Annotated in this window: 26 protein-coding genes, 1 tRNA gene and 1 pseudogene; 11 read left to right on the top strand and 17 right to left on the bottom strand. The window is 65.7% G+C overall.

Annotation, left to right across the window (positions count from 1 at the left end; translation table 11 throughout):
- Positions 1–16 precede the first annotated feature (16 nt).
- A pseudogene (locus HF680_RS06260) lies at positions 17–196 on the bottom strand (tyrosine-type recombinase/integrase); the annotation flags it as partial.
- A gap of 332 nt (positions 197–528) precedes the next feature.
- Here HF680_RS06260 and HF680_RS06265 point away from each other — a divergent pair.
- From HF680_RS06265 to HF680_RS06275, 3 genes are all read left to right on the top strand, one after another.
- Positions 529–786 (top strand): helix-turn-helix domain-containing protein, encoded by a 258-nt coding sequence (locus HF680_RS06265; RefSeq protein WP_185224449.1) that lies wholly within the window; start codon positions 529–531, stop codon positions 784–786.
- 123 nt (positions 787–909) lie between these two features.
- Positions 910–1503, top strand: a complete 594-nt coding sequence (locus HF680_RS06270) for a hypothetical protein (RefSeq protein WP_185224450.1) — start codon at positions 910–912, stop codon at positions 1501–1503.
- The gene (locus tag HF680_RS06275) at positions 1500–2438 is read left to right on the top strand and encodes a DUF2806 domain-containing protein (protein WP_185224451.1); all 939 of its coding nucleotides are present in this window, start codon (positions 1500–1502) and stop codon (positions 2436–2438) included. The genes HF680_RS06270 and HF680_RS06275 overlap by 4 nt, the downstream gene beginning before the upstream one ends.
- Before the next feature lie 52 nt (positions 2439–2490).
- On the opposite strand, the gene HF680_RS06280 is transcribed toward HF680_RS06275, so the two are convergent.
- The 4 genes from HF680_RS06280 to hemC all read right to left on the bottom strand — a co-directional run bounded on the left by HF680_RS06280 (position 2491) and on the right by hemC (position 5042).
- Complete coding sequence (locus HF680_RS06280) at positions 2491–2934, bottom strand: hypothetical protein (RefSeq protein WP_185224452.1); 444 nt, start codon at positions 2932–2934, stop codon at positions 2491–2493.
- A gap of 321 nt (positions 2935–3255) precedes the next feature.
- Positions 3256–3331: transfer RNA gene (locus HF680_RS06285), tRNA-Thr, on the bottom strand.
- 41 nt (positions 3332–3372) lie between these two features.
- A complete protein-coding gene (locus HF680_RS06290) occupies positions 3373–4080 on the bottom strand; it encodes a uroporphyrinogen-III synthase (protein ID WP_045811548.1) in 708 nt (235 codons plus the stop codon).
- Positions 4077–5042: a hydroxymethylbilane synthase gene (hemC, locus tag HF680_RS06295; protein WP_185224453.1), complete on the bottom strand. Its 966-nt coding sequence runs from the start codon at positions 5040–5042 to the stop codon at positions 4077–4079. Before hemC ends, HF680_RS06290 begins: the two co-directional genes overlap by 4 nt.
- Positions 5043–5088: 46 nt before the next feature.
- Here hemC and tsaD point away from each other — a divergent pair, with 46 nt between their 5' ends.
- The 3 genes from tsaD to HF680_RS06310 are packed head-to-tail and all read left to right on the top strand — an operon-like array spanning position 5089 to position 7617.
- Positions 5089–6216, top strand: a complete 1128-nt coding sequence (tsaD, locus tag HF680_RS06300) for a tRNA (adenosine(37)-N6)-threonylcarbamoyltransferase complex transferase subunit TsaD (RefSeq protein WP_045811595.1) — start codon at positions 5089–5091, stop codon at positions 6214–6216.
- Positions 6217–6242: 26 nt separating this feature from the next.
- Positions 6243–7241 carry an NAD(P)H-dependent glycerol-3-phosphate dehydrogenase gene (locus tag HF680_RS06305; protein WP_185224454.1) on the top strand — a complete coding sequence of 333 codons (999 nt, stop codon included), beginning with the start codon at positions 6243–6245 and terminating at the stop codon, positions 7239–7241.
- On the top strand, positions 7234–7617 hold the full coding sequence (locus HF680_RS06310) for a Rieske (2Fe-2S) protein (protein WP_185224455.1): 384 nt from the start codon (positions 7234–7236) through the stop codon (positions 7615–7617). Before HF680_RS06305 ends, HF680_RS06310 begins: the two co-directional genes overlap by 8 nt.
- A 6-nt stretch (positions 7618–7623) precedes the next feature.
- Here HF680_RS06310 and ppk2 read toward each other — a convergent pair whose 3' ends face one another.
- The gene (gene ppk2, locus HF680_RS06315) at positions 7624–8373 is read right to left on the bottom strand and encodes a polyphosphate kinase 2 (RefSeq protein ID WP_185224456.1); all 750 of its coding nucleotides are present in this window, start codon (positions 8371–8373) and stop codon (positions 7624–7626) included.
- Between the two features lie 102 nt (positions 8374–8475).
- Between ppk2 and HF680_RS06320 the strand changes: the two genes are divergently transcribed.
- A complete protein-coding gene (locus HF680_RS06320; RefSeq protein ID WP_045811553.1) occupies positions 8476–9237 on the top strand; it encodes an extensin-like domain-containing protein in 762 nt (253 codons plus the stop codon).
- A gap of 196 nt (positions 9238–9433) precedes the next feature.
- Positions 9434–9637 (top strand): cold-shock protein, encoded by a 204-nt coding sequence (locus HF680_RS06325; RefSeq protein WP_017505920.1) that lies wholly within the window; start codon positions 9434–9436, stop codon positions 9635–9637.
- Between the two features lie 68 nt (positions 9638–9705).
- Here the strand turns inward: HF680_RS06325 and HF680_RS06330 are convergent, their stop codons facing one another.
- The 3 genes from HF680_RS06330 to HF680_RS06340 are packed head-to-tail and all read right to left on the bottom strand — an operon-like array spanning position 9706 to position 13430.
- Positions 9706–10614 carry a DMT family transporter gene (locus tag HF680_RS06330; protein ID WP_185224457.1) on the bottom strand — a complete coding sequence of 303 codons (909 nt, stop codon included), beginning with the start codon at positions 10612–10614 and terminating at the stop codon, positions 9706–9708.
- A 57-nt stretch (positions 10615–10671) separates the two neighbouring features.
- Entirely contained in the window at positions 10672–12846 is a 2175-nt protein-coding gene (locus HF680_RS06335; protein ID WP_045811555.1) for a histidine kinase dimerization/phosphoacceptor domain -containing protein, read from the bottom strand.
- Positions 12843–13430, bottom strand: a complete 588-nt coding sequence (locus HF680_RS06340; RefSeq protein WP_052689599.1) for a biliverdin-producing heme oxygenase — start codon at positions 13428–13430, stop codon at positions 12843–12845. Before HF680_RS06340 ends, HF680_RS06335 begins: the two co-directional genes overlap by 4 nt.
- Positions 13431–13562: 132 nt before the next feature.
- On the opposite strand from HF680_RS06340, the gene HF680_RS06345 reads away from it, so the two are divergent.
- Positions 13563–14339 carry a transglutaminase-like domain-containing protein gene (locus HF680_RS06345; protein ID WP_039246235.1) on the top strand — a complete coding sequence of 259 codons (777 nt, stop codon included), beginning with the start codon at positions 13563–13565 and terminating at the stop codon, positions 14337–14339.
- A 7-nt stretch (positions 14340–14346) separates the two neighbouring features.
- Here HF680_RS06345 and HF680_RS06350 read toward each other — a convergent pair whose 3' ends face one another.
- Positions 14347–16071: a M1 family metallopeptidase gene (locus HF680_RS06350; protein ID WP_185224458.1), complete on the bottom strand. Its 1725-nt coding sequence runs from the start codon at positions 16069–16071 to the stop codon at positions 14347–14349.
- Between the two features lie 110 nt (positions 16072–16181).
- A complete protein-coding gene (gene rpmB / locus HF680_RS06355; protein WP_026108540.1) occupies positions 16182–16478 on the bottom strand; it encodes a 50S ribosomal protein L28 in 297 nt (98 codons plus the stop codon).
- Positions 16479–16714: 236 nt separating this feature from the next.
- On the opposite strand from rpmB, the gene HF680_RS06360 reads away from it, so the two are divergent.
- Complete coding sequence (locus HF680_RS06360; RefSeq protein ID WP_156146824.1) at positions 16715–17194, top strand: DUF3617 domain-containing protein; 480 nt, start codon at positions 16715–16717, stop codon at positions 17192–17194.
- A gap of 72 nt (positions 17195–17266) precedes the next feature.
- Here the strand turns inward: HF680_RS06360 and HF680_RS06365 are convergent, their stop codons facing one another.
- Entirely contained in the window at positions 17267–17797 is a 531-nt protein-coding gene (locus tag HF680_RS06365) for a CarD family transcriptional regulator (protein WP_017505911.1), read from the bottom strand.
- A gap of 300 nt (positions 17798–18097) precedes the next feature.
- Entirely contained in the window at positions 18098–18439 is a 342-nt protein-coding gene (gene fdxA, locus HF680_RS06370; protein WP_017505910.1) for a ferredoxin FdxA, read from the bottom strand.
- A 171-nt stretch (positions 18440–18610) separates the two neighbouring features.
- On the opposite strand from fdxA, the gene HF680_RS06375 reads away from it, so the two are divergent.
- Complete coding sequence (locus HF680_RS06375; RefSeq protein ID WP_052689600.1) at positions 18611–19237, top strand: YceI family protein; 627 nt, start codon at positions 18611–18613, stop codon at positions 19235–19237.
- Positions 19238–19308: 71 nt separating this feature from the next.
- On the opposite strand, the gene HF680_RS06380 is transcribed toward HF680_RS06375, so the two are convergent.
- The 4 genes from HF680_RS06380 to HF680_RS06395 are packed head-to-tail and all read right to left on the bottom strand — an operon-like array spanning position 19309 to position 23978.
- Complete coding sequence (locus HF680_RS06380) at positions 19309–19584, bottom strand: RNA-binding S4 domain-containing protein (RefSeq protein ID WP_039246231.1); 276 nt, start codon at positions 19582–19584, stop codon at positions 19309–19311.
- Complete coding sequence (locus HF680_RS06385) at positions 19581–22070, bottom strand: helicase-related protein (protein ID WP_185224459.1); 2490 nt, start codon at positions 22068–22070, stop codon at positions 19581–19583. Before HF680_RS06385 ends, HF680_RS06380 begins: the two co-directional genes overlap by 4 nt.
- Positions 22071–22104: 34 nt before the next feature.
- Positions 22105–22716 (bottom strand): response regulator FixJ, encoded by a 612-nt coding sequence (fixJ, locus tag HF680_RS06390; RefSeq protein ID WP_039246224.1) that lies wholly within the window; start codon positions 22714–22716, stop codon positions 22105–22107.
- A complete protein-coding gene (locus HF680_RS06395) occupies positions 22716–23978 on the bottom strand; it encodes a sensor histidine kinase (RefSeq protein WP_205196076.1) in 1263 nt (420 codons plus the stop codon). Before HF680_RS06395 ends, fixJ begins: the two co-directional genes overlap by 1 nt.
- Positions 23979–24065: the final 87 nt, after the last annotated feature.

Below are 24065 nucleotides of genomic sequence, written 5' to 3' on the forward strand. Positions count from 1 at the left end.
GGGTGAAGCGCTTGGTTTAGAAGGCCACCTGTTTCGCCGCCCCAGCCTCGACCGCCTTCAGCAGGGTGTCATTGGCCAAGTGCGAGTACCGCTGGGTCGATTGATAACTGGCGTGTCCCAGCACCTTGCCGACAGCAAACAGATCGACGCCGCTGTTGACCATGAACGACGCCGCTGAGTGTCGAAGGTCATGAAGGCGAAGACGCGGGCTGTTCCTGTATCAGGATCGAACATTGTTAGAAGTGCGTATTCTTTGCCTTCTGCGTCAGGGAGTGTCAGGCGTAACACAGCGCCTATGGGTTCGTTCAAATGGGCTGCGCATGTGTACGCAGCTTTGATCTCGTTGATTGTTATCTCGCAGTTCGGCGCATCCATTGATGTGTCCTGTTCTTAGTTGGATGGGGGCAGCAATGTGGCGTTGATTCACAGGGGCTGATTATGGAAATATTCCATAACGAAAAGGGAAAAATCGCATAAGCGGATTTTCCATATAGTTGGGTTGCCGGTTTAGACTCGGCGGCTCTTTCGATGCCCAAGACGATTTTCGGGGGCGAACATCGGCACCTCGTTGCGGTGCTCGTTCACGCGCGTCAGGCGTCGGGGCTTACGCAGGCCGAGCTGGCCGCGCGGCTGGGGAAGGATCAGTCATTTGTGTCCATCATCGAGCGCGGTCAGCGTCGTGTGGATGTGCTTGAGTTTGTGGCGCTGGCCAAAGCCATGGATGTCGATCCTACCCAGCTATTCGAAAGGGTAACGACCAAACTATCGAAGGCAATGAGGGTCTAGTAACCGGCTCCAGCGTTGGATTCTTCATATAAGTTGGCAAGATTTGCGCGATTTTTCCGCGCGACGTCGTGCCCGGGTGAAGTGGTGGCGTAACTCTGTTCACGAATCAGATACGCTCACAGAATGTGCGAGCTGTTTGGTGGTGCAATTCCTTGTTTCGAAGGCCGACCAAGTTGGTGGACGCCGCTGGCCAATCTGACCGGATGGTTTGACTGGGATGCAATCGGGGCGATATCGACTGCGTTGGCTCTCTACATGACGATCCGCTTGGCGACCGAGGCCCGGCGTGAGCGACGCCAGCGTGAAGCGGTTCTGTTGGGAACGGCGGCGCATATTCTCCGGGCCGCATACTTGTCGGTTGAAACCGCAGTTCGGAACCTCACTGCAACTTCAACTTGGTTGGAAGCGGATCGTCGGTATCTGGAGAGGCGATTGCTTGAGGATGACATTGACCAGCGATTGAATACGATTGCGCCCTTCCATTTGCCGACGGTTCATACCGCCGAAGCTTACCAAGCGGCTCGTCTTTCATTGGAAAATATAAAGGCAGAGATGATTGGGGCGGGAGATCAGTGCGGGCCCAGCGTTATTGACAGTAAAGAGCGCCTGCTTCGAAATCTGGAAATCCTTGAGGGGCAGTCCTACGTCCGATCTCGTGGGGTGGTGATTAGTTTTTTGCGCGTGATCTGGAAAACACTGAGGCGACAAAATAAATGAGCGGAAAGAGTTCGCTAGTTCGATGGTTCGGCGCTCTAAGTTCAACTGCGTCAGGAAAGCGAATGAGGGCCGATGGCGCGTTACGTCATCTGGTGGGGCCAACTTTCGGATCGGACGACCTTGAGCAGCGTGAGCAGCGCGCTGCTGCCCGTCACAATCTTGAACAAGCCTTGGCCGAATCTACTGGGATTGTAGGCCGCGCTGGTCGGCGGTGGTTGGACGAAGAGATTGAGCGCCAGAGTAATCGGGAGGCTGTCGCCGATTTTACAGCCGATATGCTCAATGAAGAAGATGATGACGAAGAGTTGGACGGGGCAGTCAAACTCGACGCAGACTGGTTGAATGTGTTCACAGCGCATGCCGAAAAAGCATCGAGCGAAAACCTGAGAGCAATGTGGGCGCGGGTGCTTTCAGGTGAAATACGAAAGCCGGGAGCTGTTTCATTGAGAACGTTGCAGTTCGCATCTACCCTAGATTTACCGACGGCCAAAGCAATGCAATCGATGGCGTCGTGGGTTTACAATGAAAAGCAGCTTCCACACATGGCGACTGATCATCTGCCATTCGAAACAATTCAGCTTTTGCATGATGAAGGGCTAATTGGGTCGATGGACAGCGACATGACATCGAACGTAACTCTGCCCGATGGATGGTGGGCGGCTTTGTTTGGCCCAATAGCAGTCTTTCTGAAGGGGCAGACCGGCCAGGTTGTCTCAATTTCCTCAATATCTGTTTCTCGGGTAGCCCGAGAGCTTCTTGCTACGATTTCAATCGTTCGGGATATGGCAGCTCCCATTGCCTTTGCCGAAAGTCTAAAAAGTAACGGATCAATCAACGCTATCCGCGTGGGGCCGTGTGTGCGGACGGCGGACGGCGGGTTGCACATGCCGAGTCCGACCCTGATGGATTGGGTCCGGCCAGCCGGGCCGCCCTAAAGCTCACAAGGACGGGCTACCGAAAGTAGCGGCGTCATCTGTATGACAACGCTTAAAGTGCGGGTTGAGTCACTTTGGCTCGATGCGTCTTCAAGCGTCGCGCCTCTGATGCGTAAAGCCTTGCTAATAGGACACCTTCAGTGGCCAGATCGGCTACGCGCCTGTCGATCTCTTCTATATCGTGCTGTCCATCGGCCATCGCATGAACAAGGCCGTTTCTGTCATTTTTCCATTTGTTCAGTCGGGTGTATTCAAAGCTGCTCTTGAGGAGCTCATCTTTCTTCGCTCGCTTGCTCAACTCAGTCAGCTTCGGTCCCATCATTCGTATGGGCTTTCCGATGCCTTTGTTTTGCCCTTCGCCCCCACTCTGGCGCAGCATGGACCGAAGCCTGTCCTCTAGGACAGCATAGGCATACCACCCCGCTTCGACGTCTCGACCGTCTTGCACTGCTTGGTCCATGCGCTTCATGAGCTGCTGATACAGTTGCTGTTTCAATGTAGCTGCTCCGAAGACAAAAGCGAAACGATACTTACTGCGCTGAGCGTAGCAATAGAAAGGGTCAGAAATTGTGAAGTTTGGACCTTCCGTCAGGTCCCGTCAGCCCCATGATGGGGATAGAGCGCGGCTTTATGAGCCGATGAAATTTGGCAGCTAACTTCTGAAACAGAAATCTCATGGTCCGGTAGCGGCTCAACAGCAAGCTTGATTTGGGATCGGCCGCACGGCCTTCCCACTGGAAACCCACGCAACTCCCAAGCGGAAGCACCTTCCGGCCTATCCCGGCCGGGCATCAAAGATAGAGGTGCTTTGAAAAGGTGGTGCCGCTTGCGTGACTCGAACACGCGACCCCATCATTACGAATGATGTGCTCTACCGGCTGAGCTAAAGCGGCCCGGTTGCGACGGACGAAGCTGTCCGCGCGAGACGGGCTCTTTATACGGCCGGATCGCGCTTGCCAAGCGCCGCGTTCAAGATCGTGAGCAATGCGGTCTCGTCGGGCGATTTTGCCACAACGGGCGTCAGGCCGTGCGTGACGAACGGGGCTGCGGCGGCGGGAGAGATGCAGGCGAGGACCGCGTGCACCAGGACGTCGTGACTACGTTTGGCGAGGGCGTGCCCGGCGCGGGGGGAGTGGATCAGAACGGCGTCGAGCGGCGCGGGCGCTTCGGCTGACGTTTCGATGGCGCGATACACCGTCAGCGACTGGATCGACACGTTGCGGGCGCCGGCGGCGGCGAGGGCGGCGGTGAAATCGCCGGCGGGGGTTTCGGCTTGGGGGACCAGGACGGCGGCGTCGGCGATGGCGCCGGCGATCAGACGGGCGAGGGCGTGCAGGTCGCCGGAAGCGGAGCGAACATCGGCGAAGCCCGCATCGTGGGCGGCCTGGGCGGTCGCATCGCCTACGGCGAGGACCTGCAGGTCGCGGCGGGGCGTGAGGGCGGCGAAGGCGACGACGCCGTTGATGCTGGTGAAGGCCAGGGCGGCGAACGGCGCCAGATCGGGAACCGGCGGGGTCAGGTGTTCGATCGCCAGCAGGGGCGCGACGATCGGCTCGAACCCCATGTCGCGCAGGCGGGCGGCGGTGCGTGCGGCGCCCGGTTGGGCGCGGGTGATCCAGACGCGGGGTGACGTGAGGCTCATCCGTCCACGGTCGCGGGATCGACTTCCTGATCGCCGGCCGAGGCGTGGACCTCTCCGCCCAGGCGTTGGCCCAGTGCGCGCGCGTCGGCTTCGGTCGGTTGGAAAAGGTCGCCGACGCGGCGCCAGCGGGCGGAGCCGTCCGGGCTGAGCATTTCGGTGGTCAGATGCAGGGTGTCGTGTTCGATGCGGGCGTAGGCGCCGACGGCAGTGCGGCACGATCCTTCCAGCGCCGTCATGGCCCCGCGCTCGGCGGCGATGCACAAGGCAGTCTCGGGGTGATTCAGGGCGGCGACCCATTGGGTGCTCAGGGGCGCGTCGATGTCGGCGGCGCGCGTTTGGATCGCCAGGGCGCCCTGGCCCGGCGCGGGCAGGAAGCTGTCCAGCGACAGCTTCTCGCGGATATGGGCGGTGACGCCCAGGCGCGTCATGCCCGAGACGGCCAGAAGGATGGCGTCGAAATCGCCATCGGCCGCGCGACGTAGCCGGGTGTCGATGTTTCCGCGCAGCATTTCGACCTTCAGGTCGGGCCGCAGGGCCAGCGCCTGGGCCTGGCGACGCAGGCTGGCGGTGCCAAGGCGCGCGCCGAAGGGCAGGGCGTCGAAACTGTCGAAATCGCGGCTGATGAAGGCGTCGCGGGCGTCCTCGCGTTCGGGAATGGCGGCGATGCACAGTCCGTCGGGCTGTTCGGCGGGGACGTCCTTCATCGAATGGATGGCGATGTCGATCCGGCCGGCCAGCAGGGCCTCCTCGATCTCCTTGGTGAACAGCGCCTTGCCGCCGACCTCCAGCAGGCGGCGATCCTGGATGCGGTCGCCGGTGGTGACGATCTCGACCAAAGGAACGGCGGTCTCGATCTCGGCCTCGGGCACGTTCAGGGCGCGGCCGATGGCGCGCTGCATCATGCCGGATTGGGCGAGCGCCAGCTTGGAGCGTCGGGTGCCGATGCGGAGAGGAAAGGTCATGAGCGTTGCGCACCGGTCGCCGGGTCGCTACCTCGACCCGATGGAAATGTCCGCCGACTATAGCAGCGGCGCCAAGTCAGCAACTGGACGGGATGTCCGGCCGCTGACGGTGCTGGGCCTGGAGACCAGTTGCGACGAGACCGCCGCCTCGGTCGTGCGCCTGACGGGTGGTCGGGCGGAGGTGCTGTCCTCGGTCGTTCACAGCCAGATCGACGATCATGCGGCCTATGGCGGCGTGGTGCCCGAAATCGCGGCGCGCAGCCACGTCGAGATGATCGCCGAGGTCACCCGCCGCGCGATGGCCGAGGCCGATCTGGGCTATGACGGGCTGGACGGGATTGCGGCGACGGCCGGGCCGGGTCTGGTCGGCGGGGTTATGGTGGGGCTCAGCTTCGGCAAGGCGGCGGCGCTGGCGCGCGGCCTCCCGCTAGTGGCGGTCAACCATCTTGAAGGCCACGCGGTGTCGGCCCGGCTGGGTGCGGAGGTGGCCTATCCTTTCCTGCTGCTGCTGGTGTCCGGCGGCCATTGCCAGCTTCTGGAGGTGCGCGGCGTCGGCGACATGAGCCGGATCGGGGCCACCATCGACGACGCGGCCGGCGAGGCCTTCGACAAGATCGCCAAGGCCTTGGGCCTGGGTTATCCGGGCGGCCCGGCGCTGGAGCGGCTGGCCATGCAGGGCGACGGGTCCAGGATCGATCTGCCGCGCGCCCTTCTGGGCCGCAAGGATTGCGACTTCTCGTTCTCGGGGCTGAAGACGGCGGCCTTCCGCATCGCCCAGACCTGCGAGACCGAACAGGACAAGGCGGACCTGGCCGATGCGGTGCAAAACGCTATCGCGCGCCAACTGTCGGATCGGTCGGAACGGGCGCTGGCGGCCTATGCGGAGACGCATGACCACCGTCTGTTCGTGGTGGCTGGCGGGGTTGCGGCCAACAAGACCATCCGCGCGACCTTGCAGGCGACGGCGGCGAAACACGGCTTCGACTTCCTGGCGCCGCCGATGGCCTATTGCACCGACAATGCGGCGATGATCGCCCTGGCCGGGGCGGAACGGCTGGCGTTGGGCCTGACCAGCGACATTGACGTCGTCGCCCGGCCGCGATGGCCGCTGGACGAAGCGCGCGCCCTGTCCGATCCTTCGCACAAGCCGGGCCGTAAAGGCGCCAAGGCGTGAACGGTAAACAAGCCTCGGGAGGGCGTATGGAATTCCGCACGGCAGGGGTCATCGGCGCGGGCGCCTGGGGCACGGCTCTGGCGCAGGTGTGCGTTCGGGCTGGCCTGGACACGACCTTGCAGGCGCGCGAGCAGCAGTTGGTCAAGACAATGCGGGCGACGCGGGCCAACGACCTGTATCTGCCCGGCGTGCCGCTGGCCGACGAACTGAAATTCACCGCCGATCTGGCCGATCTGGGCGACTGCGACGTGATCCTGGCCGTGCCGCCGGCCCAGCACATGCGCGCGACGCTGACGGCGTTTGCGCCCCACTATCGCGCCGGCGTGCCGGTGGTGCTTTGCTCCAAGGGGGTCGAGCGCGGCACGATGAAGCTGATGACCGAGGTGCTGGCCGAGACCCTGCCGGACGCTCCCGCCGCAGTCCTCTCCGGCCCCAGTTTCGCGGGCGAGGTGTCGCGCGGCCTGCCGACCGCCGTGACCCTGGCCTGTGCCGATCAGACGCTGGGCGAGGCCTTGCTGAACACCCTGTCGGCGCCGGGCTTCCGGCCCTATCTGGCGACCGATCTGGTGGGGGCCGAGGCGGGCGGCGCGCTGAAGAACGTGCTGGCCATCGCCTGCGGCATCTCCGAGGGGCGTCAGTTGGGCCGCAGCGCCCATGCCGCTCTGATCACGCGCGGCTTTGCGGAAATGACTCGCCTCGCCGTCGCCATGGGCGGGCAGGCGGAGACGGTGGCGGGCCTGTGCGGCCTGGGCGACCTCGTCCTGACCTGCTCCAGCCCCCAGTCGCGCAACATGAGCCTGGGTCTGGCCCTGGGGCAGGGACAGACGGTCGAACAGGCTCTGGCCGGCAAACGATCGGTGGCGGAAGGCTATGAGAGCGCGCCGGCGGTTCGCGAACTGGCCGCGCGTCTGGGCGTGGAAATCCCGATCTCCGAAGGCGTCGCCGCTCTCCTTGCCGGCGAGATCGGTGTCGATGGTCTGATCGACGGCCTGCTGTCGCGCCCGCTGAAGGCCGAACGTGCCTGAAGCCGCCGAAGCGCCAGGTGAGCGCAAACGGGTCTGGAAGACGCCGCCGGGCGTGGCCCTGTGCGCCGAGGGCGACATCGCCGATCCGGGCTCGCGCGGCTTCGTGCTGCAGATCGGCGAGGCCTTCTTCCACGGCTTCGTGGTCAGGAAGGACGGTCAGGTCGCGGGTTGGGTCGATCGCTGCCCGCATGCGGGCTTTCCGATCGCGATGGAGATCGACCGGTATCTGACGCCGGACGGCGCGCTGATCCTGTGCGGCTGGCATGGGGCGGTGTTCGAACCGCTGACCGGCGAATGCAAGGGCGGCCCCTGCGCGGGCGGGCGGCTGACGCCCTGGCCGGTGACGGCCTCTGGCGGGATCGTCAGAACGGCCTGAGGCGCTTCAGCGCGCCAGTCTGCCTTTGGCCTTTTCGGCGCTGAACACGACGTCGGGATCCGGTTTCTTGATGTCGATGCTGGTGTGGCTCAGCACCGACAGGATGTAGCGGCCGATGTTCAGCCGCGCCGTCTTCTTGTCGTCAGTGGCGACGACGGTCCAGGGCGCATAGTCGCGGTCGGTCTCGTCCAGCATCCGGTCGCGGGCGTCGGAATAGGCGTCGAACCGCGCCTCGGCCTCGGCGTCCAGCGACGACAGCTTGAACTTCTTCAACGGATCCTCGCGACGTTCCTTCAGCCGCTTGGCCTGCTCCTTGCGCGAGATGTCCAGCCAGATCTTGATCAGGATGATCCCGTCGTCGGTCAGCATCCGCTCGAAGCGCGGGGCGTCGGTCATGAACTGGGCGTACTGTTCGGGCGTGCAATAGCCCATGACCGGCTCGACCCCGGCGCGGTTGTACCAGGACCGGTTGAAGATCACCGTCTCGCCCGCCGCCGGCAGGTGCGGGACATAGCGCTGGAAATACCACTGGCTGGTTTCGCGGTCGCTGGGCTTGGGCAGGGCGATGACGCGGGTCTGGCGCGGCGACATATCTTCGGTCAGGCGCTTGATCGCGCCGTCCTTGCCGGCGGTGTCGCGCCCCTCCAGCACGATGACCACGCGCGAGCCATGCTCGATGCTCCAGGCCTGGGTCTGGACGATGGCCAGCTGGATCTGCTCCAGCTCGGCGTCATAGGTGTCGGATTTCTTTCCCATGGAAAGAGAGTGGGCCGAGGGCCGGCAGAGAGCAAGGGCGAGGGAGCCGACTGCGAAGCTGGGCGTTAAGGCGCCGGGCCCGTCCGGCCTGCGAGGGGCCGAATGAAGCGCGATGTGGCGGACATGTGGAATCTGGTGTGGGAACTGGCGCTGCTGGTCTGCGCCGGCTTCGCCTTGCTGAACGCCTTTGCGCCGCCCCAGGACCTGCCGTGGAAGCCGCTGGATCTGGATCGCCCACTGGGCCGCGCGACCACCGCAAAGGTCGCCGCCTTCGACGTGCCGACCGCCGCCACGCCCGAAGCAGTCGAGGGCGCGACCGAGGCCTGTATGCAGGCGCTGCGCAATGCGGGGGTTCGGGTCGAACGCGCGCCCGACCGCGACGACGGCGGCTTCTGCGTGGTGCGCGGGGCGGTGCGGATCACGGGCGGCGAGGTGACGCCTCTGGCGCCGGCCGATGTCGTCATGCAGTGCCCGCTAGCGGTCCGCTATGTCATCTGGGATCGACAGGTGCTGCGCCCGGCCTCGCGCGACATTCTGGGCTCGGCGCCCGCGCGGGTCGACAACTACGGGACCTATTCGTGCCGCCGCATCTACGGCTCACAGGACGAGGCGGAGCGGCCCAGCGAACACGCCAAGGCCAATGCGCTGGATGTCGCAGCGGTGACCTTGAAGGACGGCCGGACCGTCAGCGTGCTGAACGACTGGCGCGGCGACGGGCCGGCGGGCGAGTCGGGCGGCCGCTTCCTGCACGCCCTGCGCGACGGGGCCTGCCAGCTGTTTTCAACGGTCCTGACGCCCGATTACAACGCCGCCCACGCCAACCATCTGCACATCGACGGGGCCGCGCGGGGCCTGTGTCGTTAAGCCTGAATGCGTCTGGTGCGACTCGCTTTGCTGTTGACCGTCTGGAAAAGCCGGGTGACAACATCGCTGCAGTCCGGATTTCGCGTGGGGTCCAAACCCGCGTTTCGCTCCTTCGCCTGAACGAGCTGTCCAGATGGATTGTCGGGTCACCTCGTGAGGGATCCGCCTGGAAAAGCGCGTTTACGGAGACGCAGACATGGCGACCGGCACGGTCAAGTGGTTCAACCCCACCAAGGGCTACGGCTTCATCCAGCCCGATAGCGGCGGCTCCGACGTGTTCGTTCACGTCACCGCCGTTCAGAAGGCCGGACTTCAGGGCCTCGATGAGAACGCCAAGGTCGAATACGAGCTGGAAAACCAGCGCGGCAAGACTTCGGCGATCGACCTCAAGGTTCTTTAAGTCGATCCAGCCTTCAAGGCTTAGAGGCGGGCGCGGGAGTTTCTCCCGCGCCCGTTTTGTTTTTTGGGCTACCGCGCTTCGCGCTGCTTGAGCCCGTCGGGCTTCGCCCTCTGTGACCGCTGCGCCAGGACGATGGCGCCCAGCACCAGGGCGCCGCCCAGGGCCTGGATCGGCGTCAGGGTCTCGCCGAAGATCCACCAGCCCAGCAGGCCCGCGACGACCGGCTGGATCAGGATGGTCACGGCCGTGACCGAGGCCGGAAGCTTGCCCAGCGCCCAGGCCACGCCGCCTTGTCCGAAGACGTGCATCACGCCCATGGCCACGCAGGCGGCCCAGCCGGCCGGTCCGGCGGGTATGACAGCCTCGCCCAGCGCCAGGGCGACAATCAGCAGCAGGGGCGCGCCCAGCAGCGTCGCCCAGAAGGTCACCCGCATCGCGCCGGCCGTGCGTCGCGCCGCCTGAACCGCCAGGAAATAGCCCGAGTACCAGACCGCCACCGACAGGGAGAACACGTCGCCCAGCATCGGATTGGTCCCCTGTCCGCCGTCCGCGCCCGCCGCCATGGCGAAGGCGCCGCCCATGGCCAAGGCCAGGGCCAGGATGAACAGCCGGTGCGGCCGCTCCTTCAGGACGAACCAGCCGAACAGGGTCACGACAACCGGCGTCAGGTTGCACAGCACCGTCGCGTTTGCGACCGAAGTCATGACGATGCCGTAGTGCCAGAAGCTGAGGTCCAGGGCGAAGAATAGGCTCGCCAGCAGCGCCCATTTTGACGGCGCGCCAACGCCGCCCGGCTCGCGCGCCGCCAGGATCGTCAGCAGGGGTAAGGCGAACAGGAACCGCCAGAACCCCGCCGCCGCCGGCCCCGTCTCGGTCAACCGCACCAGAATGGGCGCCAGGCCCAGCACGCTGGCGGCGATCAGCAGAACGATCAGCGCGAAGGCGCGCGAGGAGGGGCGAAAGGCCAGGGCGGACATGGCCCGGCTCTTACGACGCCCTGCGACCTGACGCCACAGGCGCCGTTGGCTCTGACCTCAAACGAGCGGGTCGATGCGCGCCCGCAGCACGACGCTGAGGCCCGGCGCGCGATCGCGATAGTCGATCGTCCCGTCCAACTGACCGACCAGGCTCTTGATCATCATCGAGCCGAACCCCTTGCCGGCCAGATGCCCGCCAGCGCCCTCGTCCTCCACCGTCATGCGGAAGAAGGCGCCGTCTTCTTCGAACCGAATGCAGAGCGGGCCGGGCTTGCCGCCATAGGCGTATTTCTGGGCGTTGATGATCAGTTCGGTCAGGATCAGGCCGATGGTGATGGCGCGGCCCGGCTCGATGCAGACGGGATCCAGGTCCGTCTCCAGGGCCGCAACCCAGTCGGGCCCCATGCTGGAGCCCAGATCGCCGATCAACTCGCCGATATAGCGGCTCATGTCGATGGTCGTGACCTGGTCGCTCAGATAGAGCCGACTGTGGACGGCGGACACGGCGCGCACGCGACGGCGCGCCTCGTTCAGCGCCATCGCGGCCGATCCGCCCGCCTGTTCTCGCGCCTGAAGGCCCAGGAAGCTGGACACCAGCGTCAGGCTGTTCTGAACCCGGTGGTTTACCTCGCGGATCAGATATTGCTGCTGCTCCAGCCGCAGATCGCGCTCGGACAGGCGGTCCTGCAGGGATCGGTTCAGCCGGCGGATCTGATGGACGGCGGCATAGTCGGCCAGGGCGTCCCTCAGCCGCGCGGCGGACTCGACGGCGGCCGGACCCCAGCGGTGCGCGCGGCCCGAGACTGTGTCCGACCAGCTTTCGAACGAGGCGCGCGGCGTCAGAATGGCGTTGGGGCCCGTCTTCTCCGCCGTCGCGGGATTGCCGGCCCAGCGCACCGTCTCCAGCACCTCCGAGCGGAACCACAGCAGCGACACCGGCTGATCGAGAGGTAGGGTGACGGCCAGCAGCCCGCTGGCGTGCGTTTTCCACGCCTCGGCGGCCGGCAGGATCGAGGACAGGTGATGCGACGAGACGGGGCGCAGGCCCGGCCGTCCCGCGACCCAGGCGGCGATGGCGCGTACGCCATCTTCGGGCGGCGTATAGCCGAAGGTCTGGATGTCGCCCTCGCTGACGATGGCCAGACCGTCCGCGCTGGTCAGCTGCATCAGGGCGTCGGCTTTTTCGCCCAGCGCCTCTCGCATCGGCCGGTCCGGCGACAGCCGCGACAGCAGTTCGTCCTCCATCCGACGCAGGCGCGTACGCTCGCGATAGAGATCGGCGTCGCTCCTGGATTTCAGCTGTCGCGCCAGATTGCGGGCCAGAGCCGTGCAGCCCACGCGCAACTCATAGGGCAGCAGTTTGGGCGAGGCGTTGTGGCAGGCCACCAGCCCCCACAGGGCGTCATCGACGATGATCGACACGGACGCCGAGGCCCGAACGTCCATATTGCGCAGATATTGCAGATGGATCGGCGACACCGAGCGCAGGCCGCTGTCACTCATGTCCAGCGGCGCCTCGCCGGGCGCAATGGGGCGCAGGGGCTGGGGCGTGTAACGGCTATCGGGAATGACCCGCACCGGGTTGCGCAGATAAAGGGCGCGCGCCTGCTGGGGGATATCGGTGGCGGGGAAATGGTGATTTAGGAAGGAGCCGGAGCCATCGGCGCGGCTTTCGGCGACGACCTGACCCGCCTCGTCGTCTTGGAAGCGATAGATCATCACCCGGTCGAAACCGGTCAGGCGACGAAAGGCGTCCGCCGCCCGCTCGCACACCGTCTGGATCGTCACCGCCCGTTCCAGCGCGGCGCCGGCGGCGTCCAGACTGGCGATCAGATCGACGCCGAGCCGAGCCTGCTGCGAGCTCTGCTCGACCTCGATGATCATCAGATCGTTGATCGCGCCGGCGGTCGTGCCGGGCGCGCGGTGCACCACGACGTCGTATTCCAGACGATTGGTCGCGCGCCAGCGACAGGCGAAGCCGGCCTCCTGATGCGCGGCCATGGCGCGCACGGCCCGGTCGGCGACATCGCCGAGCACGTCGGCGACGGTGCGGTCGATCCAGACCTTGGGGCCGGTCAGTTCCTCGATCGCGCCCGCCCCCTGCCGGATGGTCAGGGATTGCAGATCCAGCACCAGCATGAAGCCGTGCGGCTGGATCGATTGAGGAATATGGATCGGCTCGCGATCACACTCGTTCAGCGCGGTGTCGGCCAGGTCGAGCGTCTCGGTCATGCCGCGACCTCCTGCGGCTGGGGGTGCAAGGTGCGGTGGGCGAAGGCGAAACCGTCGATGCCGCCCTTCACCACCTGATCGATCGTGACAAGGCCGCTAGCGCAGGCCCGGTCCAGCAAATCCATGAAGGCGCGCCAGCGTGCGCCGGTCTCTTCGCCATAGGGATCCAGAAAGCCGAGGCCCTCCAGATCGCGACCCTCGGCGGCCAGCCGCCGTCGTATGATCCGACCGCCCAGCATCGATCCTTCAGCCACATAGACCCATCCCAGGGCTTCGCCGGCCGAGGCGGGCGCAGCCGGACGCGCGGGCGAGGGAATGCGCTGGCCCAGTATGGTCAGGTCCTGGGCGATCCCATGCGCGCGTGATCGCGGTTCGAAATCGGCGTCCAGTTCAGCGTTCAACGCCGCCACCAGCGGATGGCTGAGCGGCTCCAGTCCGGCATGGAAGCGGTGAAACGCCGCCACGGTCGCCGCCCGCGTGGCGGGGTCCGACAGACGCGGCTCGATCCCGGCCTGGACTTCCAGGGTTTCGTGGGCTGAGGCGGTGGCTTCCCGAAGAGCGAGAAGGGCAGGGGAAGCGATCATGGGGCTCAGATTAACACACTGTCTCGTCTTGTCGATTTGCACAGGCCAGAAGGCGCGGACCACCACGGAACGGCCCAGACCGCGTGGCGTTCACCAGCGACCTTCTCATCTCCCTTTGATCGGCGGATTTTCATGAAACTGCGCGTCCGCGCCGAACTCGTCTATCGTTTCGATCCGCCGACGGACGCCATCTACAAGATCCAGGTCGCGCATTGGCCGGGCCAGGACATCCTGGAAGAGACCCTGACCTTCGACCCGCCGGTTGATTTTCACGAGGACGAGGACATCGATTTCGGCGCCCGCACACTGCGCTGCCACGTCGAGGGCGAGGTCAAGCTGACCTATGAGGCGGTGGTCGAGAACGGCGTGTTGAAGGGCCTGCCGCCCAGCGTATCCCAGCATGACTGGGGCGAGTTGCCCGCCGAGGTCCTGCCCTATCTGCAGCCCAGCCGCTATTGTCCGTCGGACCAGTTCGGCCGCTTCGTGACGCGCGAGTTCGGCGACACGGCGGGCGGCGCGCGCGTGCTGGCGATCCTGAACTGGATCACCGAGAACGTCGATTACGAGCACGGCGTGTCGGACACCGAAACCACGGCGGCGCGCACCTTCATCGACCGGGCCGGCGTGTGCCGCGACTTCACTCATTTGGGCATGACGCTATGCCGGGCTTCGGGCATTCCTGCGCGCGCGGTCAGCGCCTTCGCTCACCAACTCAGCCCGCCCGACTTCCACGCTATCTTCGAGGTCTGGCTGGACAACGGCTGGTGGCTGGTCGATCCGACGGGCCTGGCGCCGGTCGAGGGTCTGGTGCGGATCGCCTGCGGGCGCGATGCGGCGGACATCGCCTTCCTGACGACCCAGGAGCGCTGTCAGATGGTGCGCCAGTCGGTGACGGTGGCCGAGGCCTGACCGGCCGCTACTTCGCCTTCTGCGTCGCCTTGTAGGCCTGAAGCGCGTCGATCACGTCCATCTGGCGCAGCACCTTGTTCTGCGGATCGATCAGGACATGGGCGCCGGCCGGAACCGCGATCTGGCCGCGCCCGCCCGTCATGGCCACGGTCTGAACGCGCCCGTCGATCTCGACCTCCAGCGGCATAGGGAAGACGCCGCCGTCGCCCGTCGCCCATTCTAGCTTCAGCACATCGCCGTCGCGGGTCTGGCTCAGCACCGGCAGGGCGGCGTTGTAGAGATAGCCGCGGAAAAACCAGCCATAGTCCTGGCCCGTGATGTCATTGATGATCGCGACGAAGTCGCCGGTGGATCGGTACAACGGCGCGAAATTGCCCGGCCGGGGATCGGGTCGGCCATAGACCAGGCGGGTGACCGCCTGATGGAAGGCGGCGTCGCCGATCAGCATCCGCAGCGAATGGCTGATCAACGAGCCCTTGTTGTAGATGTCGAGACCCGGCCCGGCATCGCCCTTGTAGACCTCGTCTTCCGTCTTGGGCGTGCCTGAGACGACGGGATATGTGTTGATCAGACCCTCGCGCTGATTGGCCAGTTCGCGGTGCATGTAGCGGTCGCCCAGCAACCATCGCGCATAGAGCGGCTGCATATAGCTGCCCAATCCTTCGTGCAGCCACATGTCGTCGGCGTTCTGGTTGGTCAGCTGGTTGCCGAACCATTCGTGGGCGAACTCGTGCTGCAACAGCCAGTCATAGCCGCGACCGTCGATCTTGTAGCCGTTGCCGTAGGCGTTGATCGTCTGGTGCTCCATGCCCAGGTGCGGGGTCTCGACCACCCCCATCTTCTCATCGCCGAAGGGATAAGGTCCGACGGTGGCTTCGAAGAAGTCCAGCATCTTCGGGAACTGGGCGAACAGGCCCTGGAGTTGTTCGGGGGTGTCCGATTTCAGATGCCAGTAGCGCATCGGGATCGTGTTGCCGAACCGGCTGGCGTAATCGCCCGACACCTCTTCATAGGGCCCGACGTTCAGCGCGATGGCATAGGTGTTGGGCGATTTCGCCGACCAGTTCCAGGTGGTCCAGCCGTCGCCGTGATCGACCTTGCCCAGGAAGCGGCCGTTGGACGGGGCCGACAGGGCGGATGGGACGGTGATGTGCAGGTCGACCCGGCCCGGTTCGCCGTGCGGGCTGTCGATGCATGGCCAGAAGATGTCGCAGCCCTCGCCCTGAACCGCCGTGGCGATCCACGGCTCGCCCGACGGCGCGGTGGACCAGACGAAGCCGCCGTCCCACGGCGCCCGGGGCGCCACGCGCGGCTGGCCGGCATAGGCGACGCGCAGGGAGACCGACCGGCCCGTGGCCAGGGTCTCGGGCAGCAGCACCGTCAGCCGGCCTTCGGGGTTGGACCAGCGATCGACAGCGACCTCGACCCCGTCGATCTGGACCGAGGAAATGGTCAGCAGAGTGTCCAGTTCGACGACCAGAGCGGTCAGGGGCGCCTTGGCGGTGAAGTCCAGCACGGCGACCGCGTCGATGGCCTTGTCGTCAGGCAGGACCTTGATCGACAAATCGGCCTTGTCGAACTGCATCGCCTGCTGTTCGGGCGTCAGCGGCTGATCGGTGGCCAGGGTGAAGGCGGTCGATTCGCACGGCGTCGGCGCCGGCTGGGCCACGGTGGCGCAGGCCGACAAAGTCAGGGCGCTGGTCGCGGCCAAAAGCAAAATCTTGATGCGCATGAAGCCGTCCCCCGTCTGAGGCTGCAGGCTAGCGCGAGCGGGCAATGGCGCAAAGAAAAAGGCCGGTGTTTCCACCGGCCTCTTCCAGAACTCTATGTCGCGGTCGCCGATCAGGCGGCGGCTTGTTCGGCCAGCTTGGCGCGAATCTGGCGCTTGATGCGCTGAGCGGCGATCGACAGCTGCTCGTCGCGAGCCTTGACGATGAAGACGTCCAGGCCGCCCTTGTAGTCCAGGGTGCGCAGCGCGGCGTTCGAGATGCGCAGGCTGAACGTCTGGCCCAGGGCTTCCGACGTGACCTTGACCGTCTTCAGCGACGGCAGGAAGCGGCGCTTGGTCTTGATGTTCGAGTGGCTCACGTTGTGGCCGACCATGGGGCCGATACCGGTGAGTTCGCAACGACGCGACATCGTCAGATCCTTAAGGTGCGGCGTCCGGCCCGAGCGTGGGAGAGGACGCATGAAACAGTTGCGCGCGGGAACCAGCCCGCGCGAGAGGGGGCCGTATAAGGGAAGAGGCGGTTCGGCGTCAAGCCGAGTCTGGGCCCATCGTCCCCACGCCTCGTTCAGCCGTCATTCAAATGCCGCCATGTATGGCCCATATGATGACGACCCCAAAAGAGACCCAAGCAGAACAGAAGGCTTCCATGTCCCGTCCGTCCTTGATCGATCGCCTGCCCAAGCGTGCGCTCGCCGTCGTGGCCCCGGTGATGGCCGGCGGCTTCATGCTGGCCTCGCCCGCCATCGCCCCGGCCCAGACCGCCGCCCAGTCCGAAGTCCTGCCCGGCTATTGGGAATACACCACCAGCGCGGTGGGCCAGCGCGACACCGAGCAGAAGTGCGTGCGGCCCAGCGAGATCAACCGCTTCTTCGGCGGCCTGTCGACCAACAAGTGGCGCTGCACCTATCCGACCCGCGCGGTCGGCAACGGCAACGCCCGCTTCGAGGGAACCTGCCAGGATCGCAAGGGCCGTCGCATCGCCGTTCGCCTGAATGGGACCTACACGGAAACCAGCTTCAGCTTCCGCGGCGGCGCCCAGATCGTGCGCGGCACGCCCTATATCCCCGCCAGCATCACGGCGCGCCGCATCAGCGCCCAGTGCCCGGCCAACGCCGAATACTTCTGACAGCGGCTCTGCGACGCATCAAAAAAGGCCCCGGATCGCTCCGGGGCCTCTTCTTTAGTCCGAAACTGAAGCTTAGGCGGCTTCGGCGGTCGGGACCGGCTTCTTGGCGCTGAGCGACTTGGCAAGCAGCTCGACGGCGGCGTCCTTGTCGATCTTGTTGGCGGCCGCGACTTCGCGCGCCATGCGGTCCAGGGCCGATTCATAGAGCTGGCGCTCCGAATAGGACTGTTCCGGCTGGGTGTCGGCGCGGTGCAGGTCGCGGACCACTTCGGCGATGGAGATCAGGTCGCCGGAGTTGATCTTGGCTTCGTATTCCTGGGCGCGACGCGACCACATGGTGCGCTTGATGCGCGCGCGGCCCTTCAGTGTGGTCAGGGCCTTGGTCACGACGTCGTCGGCGGCCAACGAACGCAGACCGGCCGTCACGGCCTTCTTGGTCGGGACGCGCAGGGTCATCTTTTCGTGGTCGAAGGTCACGACATAGACCTCCAGCGACATGCCCGCGACTTCTTGGGTCTCGATCGCCGCCACCTTGCCGACGCCGTGCGCCGGATAGACGACCGCGTCGCCAACCTTGAACTCCAGACCAGTCTTGCTCGTCATAATCGTCCTTTCCCGGTCAGGGCCGGGCGAAACGAAGGCGCAGGAAACGCAAACAGGATCTCATCCGCCGGATCGCTCCGTCGGAGGAGATGATGTCAGGCGTCAAAAGCGGAAACGGATCACCAAACCTCTGGCCGATCCCGTCTAGGGCGGGATTCTGTCGCAAACACGGGCGGCGCGAAGATTTCGCGGACCGCCCGATCCAATGAAACAGAACCTATCACAAATCTGCGGAATTTCAAAACGTCCACAGGGCGGACGTGCAAATGCGGCAAGGCTTGAGCGCCGCCAGTCCTGAAATCAGGAACCCTTGCCCGGCTTGGGGCTGAAGTATTTCTCGTATTTGCCCGTTTCGCGCTCGTACTGCTCGCGATCGGCGGGGGGCGTGCCCTTGACGGTGATGTTGGGCCAGACCTTGGCGTATTCCGCGTTGACCTGAAGCCATTTGCCGTCGGGCTCGTCCTCGGTGTCCGGCACGATGGCGTCGACCGGGCATTCCGGTTCGCACACGCCGCAGTCGATGCATTCGTCGGGTGCGATCACCAGAAAGTTCTCGCCTTCGTAGAAACAGTCCACAGGACACACCTCGACGCAGTCCATGAACTTACATTTCACGCAGGCGTCGGTGACGATGTAGGTCATTGGGCGAAAAACGGGTGTCGGTCTGTGGGCGGGAGGCCTGCGACATGGCGGCCACGCAACCAACTGTCAACAGCGCGGCTTAAGGCGAGAGCCATTCGCAGCGCCTTGACAGAACGGCGCCTAATCGCAACTGTATTGATTGCATATCCGCCCCATCGACAGGAAATCCCTATGCGCACCTCCTTCATGAAATACGCCGTCGCCGGCGCGGCCGCCCTCAGCCTGGTCGCAGGCGGCGCGGTCGTGGCTCAGGCCGCTCTGACCAAGAACCCCGCCGAGGTCACCTCCGGGACCTACGATCTGGATTCCGGCCACGGCAAGATCACCTGGTCGGTCAATCACTTCGGTCTTTCGACCTATACGGGCCAGTTCGTGAACGTGAAGGCGGTGCTGAAGCTGGACCCGGCCAACCCCTCGGCCTCGACGCTGACCGCGACGATCCCGCTGACCGACGTGGCGCCCAACGACGACCGTCTGAAGGCCCACCTTCAGACCGCCGACTTCTTCGACACCGCTAAATATCCGACGGCAACCTTCGTCTCGCGCTCGGTCACGGTCGACGCCGATGACGCCAACGAGGCGACCGTGGTTGGCGATCTGACCCTGAAGGGCGTGACCAAGCCCGTCACCATCGAGGTCGAGTTCAACGGCGCCGGAACCGTCATGGGCGCCTACAAGGCCGGCTTCGACGGCGAAGCCACCATCAAACGCTCGGACTTCGGCATCAACTACGCCCTGCCGGCCGTCTCCGACGAGGTGAAGCTGCACATTGAAGGCGAGTTCGTCATTCAGAAGTAGGGCCTGCCGCGCTTCGCGTGACTTGAGGCGGCTCTTTTAGGCCTACCGCGCTGCGCGCGACTTGAGGCCATTTAGACCGTCAGCGAATACAGGGCGCGGGCCTCCTCTGCGGGTCCGCGCCTTTCGCCCAGCCCCTCGACCTTCAGGCTGGTGACGCGTCCGTTCTGGGCGAAGGTCAGCAGGTCGCCGACGTGAACGCACCGGCTGGGCTTGTCGAGCCGCGTCTCGCGCCCCTGATGCGTCAGCCGCACCGCACCCCGCTCCACCAGACCGGCCGCCAGGCCGCGCGTCTTTACGAACCGCGCGCGCCACAGCCAGATGTCGATGCGACAGGCGTTCTCGTTCAAGCCTTCGCCTTTCGACGCGGACGACGACGCTTGGGCCGCGCCGGGGGCGCCTCCGTCAGGGCGGCGAGGGCGGCGAAGGGCGAGTCCTTGACGATCTTGGGCGCTGCGCCCGGCTTGTCGGGCAGGCGGGCGCGTTCGATCTTCAAGGCGGCGATGATCTGTTTGGCCTGATCGGCGCGCCAGCCCAGATCGGTCAGGGCCTCGTCGGACAGTCGGCCGTGATTGGCGGCCCGCAGCTCGGCCATCTTCTCCAGCGTCTCGACCGGCGCCAGCCACCGTCCCGCCAATCGTAATCCATGCGCGGACAACAGACGCGCCGAGGGCGGCTCCACCGGCGCGGGGATCAGATCGGGCGTGGCCGGGATCAGCGGCGCGGCGACAAAGGCCTGGGCGAAATGGCGGGCGCGCGGCTTCTGAAGGCCAGGCAGCCAAACCGAATGCCCCCCGATGCGGATGGCGAAACTGCGCAGCGTGCGGCGCTCGACCTGACTGAGCGCGGCCAGATCGCGCTCGACCTCGCGCCGGTCGATCACGCCGCCGGCCTCGATCAGACGGAAGGCGATGCCGCGCGGAAGGCCCTTGAGCGCGCCACTCTCGACCGCCTGACGCAGCCGTCGCAGATCACGCAACGCACGGCCCGCTTCCGCCGCCAGCCACGCCTCGATCCGGCGCTGGGCGCGCTCGCGGGCGGGCGTCGGTCCCAGATCGCCGAGCAGGCGCACGGAGGGCGTAAAGGGATCGACCCCCTGCGGCGTCGCATTGATCTGCGCCGTCAGCACGCCGCGCCACAGCACCGCCCCGTCCGGCGTGACCGAAAACCCGTCGTCGGTCTCGGCCGCCAGACGCCCCAGCCGTCGATTGATCTCGGGCGTCACCGCACGCACGGCGGCCTGGCGCAGGGTGCGATCCTCCAGAGCCGAAGAGCCCTTCTCCATCTGGAACCGCACGCCCTCCAGCTGGCCGACGACCTGACCCTCGACGGTGACCTCCCCGTCTTCGGCGACGCCAGCAAACGTGTCTTCGCGCACGTTCAGCGCCCGCATCAGGGCGGTGGTTCGGCGATCCACGAACCGGGCGGTCAGCCGCTCGTGTAGTACGTCGGACAGCCGGTCCTCGAGCGCGCGGGTCTTGTCGCGCCAGCCTTGCGCGTCGTGAACCCAGTCCGGCCGGTTGGCGATGTAGGACAGGGTGCGCACTGCCGACAGCCGCGCCGACAGCTGGTCGATCTGACCGTCGTCGCGATCCACGAAGGCGAAGCGCGGCGCCATCCAGTCGTCGGTCAGCCGGCCGCGCTTGCCGGTCAGGGCGTGGAAGACGTCCTTGGCCAGCCGGGCGTGTTCATCCAGCGTCGTCTTCTGGAAGTCGGGCAACTGGCACGCCTCCCACAGACGCATGACCGCCCCGCGCGAGCGCCCGATGCGGGCCACCTCCTCGTCCTTGATCAGGCGACGCAGCAGGGTCTCGTCCAGCGCCTCCGCCGTTAGGCTCAGCCCCGAACGCTGGGGCGTCACCGTCAGCGAGCGCAGCAGATCGGGCAGGGTGTCGAAATCCAGCCGGGCGTTCCGCCACTCCGCCGCCTCGATCGGATCGAACCGATGCTCGACCACCTGTTCGACCAGGTCGGGGTCCAGATCCTCGGCCTCGGCCGTGACGCCGAAGGTGCCGTCGCGCAGATGCCGGCCGGCCCGCCCGGCGATCTGGCCGATCTCATGGGCGTAAAGCCAGCGGGTGCGCCGCCCGTCGAACTTTCTCAGGCCCGCGAAGGCGACATGGTCTACATCCATGTTCAACCCCATGCCGATGGCGTCGGTGGCGACCAGGAAATCGACCTCGCCCGACTGATACAGCGCCACCTGGGCGTTGCGGGTGCGGGGCGACAGACTGCCCATCACCACGGCCGCCCCGCCGCGCTGACGCCGGATCAGTTCAGCGATGGCGTAGACCCGGTCGGTCGAGAAGGCGACGATTGCGCTGCGGCGCGGCAGGCGGGTCAGCTTCTTGGAGCCCGCATAGGACAGGGTGGATAGCCGGTCGCGCGTCACGATCTCCACGTCCGGCACCAGGCGGCGGATCAGCGGCTCCATGGCGCCAGCGCCCAGGAACATCGTCTCGAACCGGCCGCGCGCGTGCAGCAGCCGCTGGGTGAAGACGTGGCCGCGTTCGGGGTCGGCGACCAGCTGGATTTCGTCGATGGCCAGAAACTCGACCGACCGCTCCAGCGGCATGGCCTCGACGGTGCAGACGAAATAGTGCGGGCGCGGCGGGACGATCTTTTCCTCGCCGGTGATCAGGGCGACGGCCGCCGCGCCGCGCTGTTTGACGATCCGCTCATAGATCTCGCGGGCCAGCAGGCGCAGGGGCAGGCCGATCATGCCCGAGGCGTGACCCAGCATCCGCTCGACCGCCAGATGGGTCTTGCCAGTGTTGGTGGGCCCCAGGACCGCAGTCACGCGGGACGGGGCGAGGCCTGCGGACCGGTCGCTCATGTCGCGACTAAGGTGGCGACGAATCTCGTCCGGCTCAAGCGTCGCCGGCGCGCATTCCGATCCGGACCAGGGTGGACAGGTTCGCGGCCTGCATTTTCGTCATCACCTTGGCGCGAAAGATTTCCACCGTGCGCGGGCTGATCTCCAGCCTTTGCGCGATTTCCTTGTTGGAACAGCCGTCGATCAGGGCGTCGAAGACCTGCCGTTCGCGCGGGGTGAGGGTGTCCAGTCGGGCCTTGGCGTCCTCGCGCGCGATCCGCTCGGCCTCCAGACTGGTCAAGGAGGCCAGGCAGCTGGAAACCGCGTCCAGCATTCGCTGCGGATCGAACGGCTTTTCGACGAAATCTACGACGCCCGCCTTCATCAACTGAACCGCCAGCGTCACCTCCCCATGACCCGTGATGACGATCACCGGCCAGGTGTCGCCGCGCAGGCTTTTCAGACGCCCGACCAGCTCGGAACCCTGAAGCCCCGGCATCCGCACATCGGTAATGACGCAGGCGCTGCGGTCTTCGGGCAGATTGTCCAGGAAGTCGTCGGCGCTGACGAAACTGCGCGCCCGATACCCAGCCCCGCGCAGCATCAGCACCAGGGCGTCGCGCATGGCGGGGTCGTCATCGATGATGAAAACGGAGTGCGGGCTCATCAGATTTCGGACTCCGTGGGACGCGGCAGACGAAACGAAAAGGTCGCTCCACCCTGAGAATTCCGGCTGACGACCAAGGTCGCGCCATGGCTCTCGACGATTGAACGCGTGACCGACAGCCCCAGACCCATGCCGCCGGCCTTCGTCGTCGCCATCGGGTGAAAGATGCTGTCGATTCTGTCTTCGGGGATGCCGTCGCCATTGTCGCACACCGCGATCTCATAGCCGTCCGCGCCCAGCGTCCGGCCGGTCACCGTCACGCGTGCGCCCTCGCGTCCGATGACGGCGTCCACGGCGTTGCGCACCAGATTGGCCAGCGCCTGCTGAATCTGGATGCGGTCGGCCAGAACCTGATCGTCGTCCTCTTCCACATCCAGAGCGATCGTCGTGTCGGTGTCCTGTCCCGTCAGGGCGAAGACCGGCGCCAGGTCGAGGACGATCAGCGAGGCGCGCTCTTCGGTAAAGGACCGCGAACCTGTCGCGACCTGTTCGCGCATGCGCCGAATGATGTCGCCCGCGCGCAGCAACTGCGTCTTGGCCAGGTCGATGGTCTTGGCCGGCCCTTCCGCGACCGTTCCCAGCCGGGTCAGTTCGGCCTGGCCGGCATGCAGATACACGGTGGCGGCGGTCAGCGGCTGGTTCAGTTCGTGGGCCAGGGTCGCGGCCATTTCCCCCATTGAGTTCAGACGCCAGACGCTGCTGAGCTTGTCGTTCAGATCGCGCTCGCCCTTGCGGATCGTCTCGGCCTGGCTCTGATCGCCCAGCGTCAGCACGATGTGTTCGGGAGCGATGTCGTCAGGCAGGACATTGGCGTGGAGCGTCAGCGACGGCCCGGGTGTATTTATACTGCCGCTCGTCCAAGGTCCGGAGGACGGGCCCAGAACCTCGCCCCCTTGGCGAGCCTTCGCCAGGGCCGCATCGTCGAAGCCGGGCAGTAGCGATCCGAAAGGCTGCGCCATCGCCGCGTCTCGATCCACACGCAGCAGATCGGCGGCGGCCGGGGTCACGCGGCGCGTCCGCCCCTCACGATCCAGCGTCACGATCGGCGTCGTGGCCACAATGGTGTCGAGCAGCATCTCGCGCAGCGCCAAGTCACGCGTCAGGGCGCGGGCCTGTTCCAGGGCGTCGATTAGCCGACGACAGACCTCTGCGATGACCCAGGCGATGACCGCAAAAAGCGCGGCGTTGGTCGCCGCATCCAGCACGCTTTCGCGATGCACCAGCCACAGATTAGCCCCGATGGCCAACAGGATCGCCAGCACGACCGCCCCCCCTTTGCGCCAGCAGAGCCGTAACAATCACCGCCGGGACCAGCGGCAGATAATAGAAGTTTCCAAACGGTTCGAGCG

Source organism: Brevundimonas huaxiensis (assembly GCF_014218725.1).
Lineage (GTDB): Bacteria > Pseudomonadota > Alphaproteobacteria > Caulobacterales > Caulobacteraceae > Brevundimonas > Brevundimonas huaxiensis.

What these genes read in the sequence shown, in the direction of transcription:
- HF680_RS06265 (WP_185224449.1), top strand. Translation starts at nt 529, where the DNA reads ATGCCCAAGACGATTTTCGGGGGCGAACATCGGCACCTCGTTGCGGTG.
- HF680_RS06270 (WP_185224450.1), top strand. Translation starts at nt 910, where the DNA reads ATGTGCGAGCTGTTTGGTGGTGCAATTCCTTGTTTCGAAGGCCGACCA.
- HF680_RS06275 (WP_185224451.1), top strand. Translation starts at nt 1,500, where the DNA reads ATGAGCGGAAAGAGTTCGCTAGTTCGATGGTTCGGCGCTCTAAGTTCA.
- HF680_RS06290 (WP_045811548.1), bottom strand. Translation starts at nt 4,080, where the DNA reads ATGAGCCTCACGTCACCCCGCGTCTGGATCACCCGCGCCCAACCGGGC.
- hemC (WP_185224453.1), bottom strand. Translation starts at nt 5,042, where the DNA reads ATGACCTTTCCTCTCCGCATCGGCACCCGACGCTCCAAGCTGGCGCTC.
- tsaD (WP_045811595.1), top strand. Translation starts at nt 5,089, where the DNA reads ATGTCCGCCGACTATAGCAGCGGCGCCAAGTCAGCAACTGGACGGGAT.
- HF680_RS06305 (WP_185224454.1), top strand. Translation starts at nt 6,243, where the DNA reads ATGGAATTCCGCACGGCAGGGGTCATCGGCGCGGGCGCCTGGGGCACG.
- ppk2 (WP_185224456.1), bottom strand. Translation starts at nt 8,373, where the DNA reads ATGGGAAAGAAATCCGACACCTATGACGCCGAGCTGGAGCAGATCCAG.
- HF680_RS06320 (WP_045811553.1), top strand. Translation starts at nt 8,476, where the DNA reads ATGAAGCGCGATGTGGCGGACATGTGGAATCTGGTGTGGGAACTGGCG.
- HF680_RS06325 (WP_017505920.1), top strand. Translation starts at nt 9,434, where the DNA reads ATGGCGACCGGCACGGTCAAGTGGTTCAACCCCACCAAGGGCTACGGC.
- HF680_RS06330 (WP_185224457.1), bottom strand. Translation starts at nt 10,614, where the DNA reads ATGTCCGCCCTGGCCTTTCGCCCCTCCTCGCGCGCCTTCGCGCTGATC.
- HF680_RS06335 (WP_045811555.1), bottom strand. Translation starts at nt 12,846, where the DNA reads ATGACCGAGACGCTCGACCTGGCCGACACCGCGCTGAACGAGTGTGAT.
- HF680_RS06340 (WP_052689599.1), bottom strand. Translation starts at nt 13,430, where the DNA reads ATGATCGCTTCCCCTGCCCTTCTCGCTCTTCGGGAAGCCACCGCCTCA.
- HF680_RS06345 (WP_039246235.1), top strand. Translation starts at nt 13,563, where the DNA reads ATGAAACTGCGCGTCCGCGCCGAACTCGTCTATCGTTTCGATCCGCCG.
- HF680_RS06350 (WP_185224458.1), bottom strand. Translation starts at nt 16,071, where the DNA reads ATGCGCATCAAGATTTTGCTTTTGGCCGCGACCAGCGCCCTGACTTTG.
- rpmB (WP_026108540.1), bottom strand. Translation starts at nt 16,478, where the DNA reads ATGTCGCGTCGTTGCGAACTCACCGGTATCGGCCCCATGGTCGGCCAC.
- HF680_RS06360 (WP_156146824.1), top strand. Translation starts at nt 16,715, where the DNA reads ATGTCCCGTCCGTCCTTGATCGATCGCCTGCCCAAGCGTGCGCTCGCC.
- HF680_RS06365 (WP_017505911.1), bottom strand. Translation starts at nt 17,797, where the DNA reads ATGACGAGCAAGACTGGTCTGGAGTTCAAGGTTGGCGACGCGGTCGTC.
- fdxA (WP_017505910.1), bottom strand. Translation starts at nt 18,439, where the DNA reads ATGACCTACATCGTCACCGACGCCTGCGTGAAATGTAAGTTCATGGAC.
- HF680_RS06375 (WP_052689600.1), top strand. Translation starts at nt 18,611, where the DNA reads ATGCGCACCTCCTTCATGAAATACGCCGTCGCCGGCGCGGCCGCCCTC.
- HF680_RS06385 (WP_185224459.1), bottom strand. Translation starts at nt 22,070, where the DNA reads ATGAGCGACCGGTCCGCAGGCCTCGCCCCGTCCCGCGTGACTGCGGTC.
- fixJ (WP_039246224.1), bottom strand. Translation starts at nt 22,716, where the DNA reads ATGAGCCCGCACTCCGTTTTCATCATCGATGACGACCCCGCCATGCGC.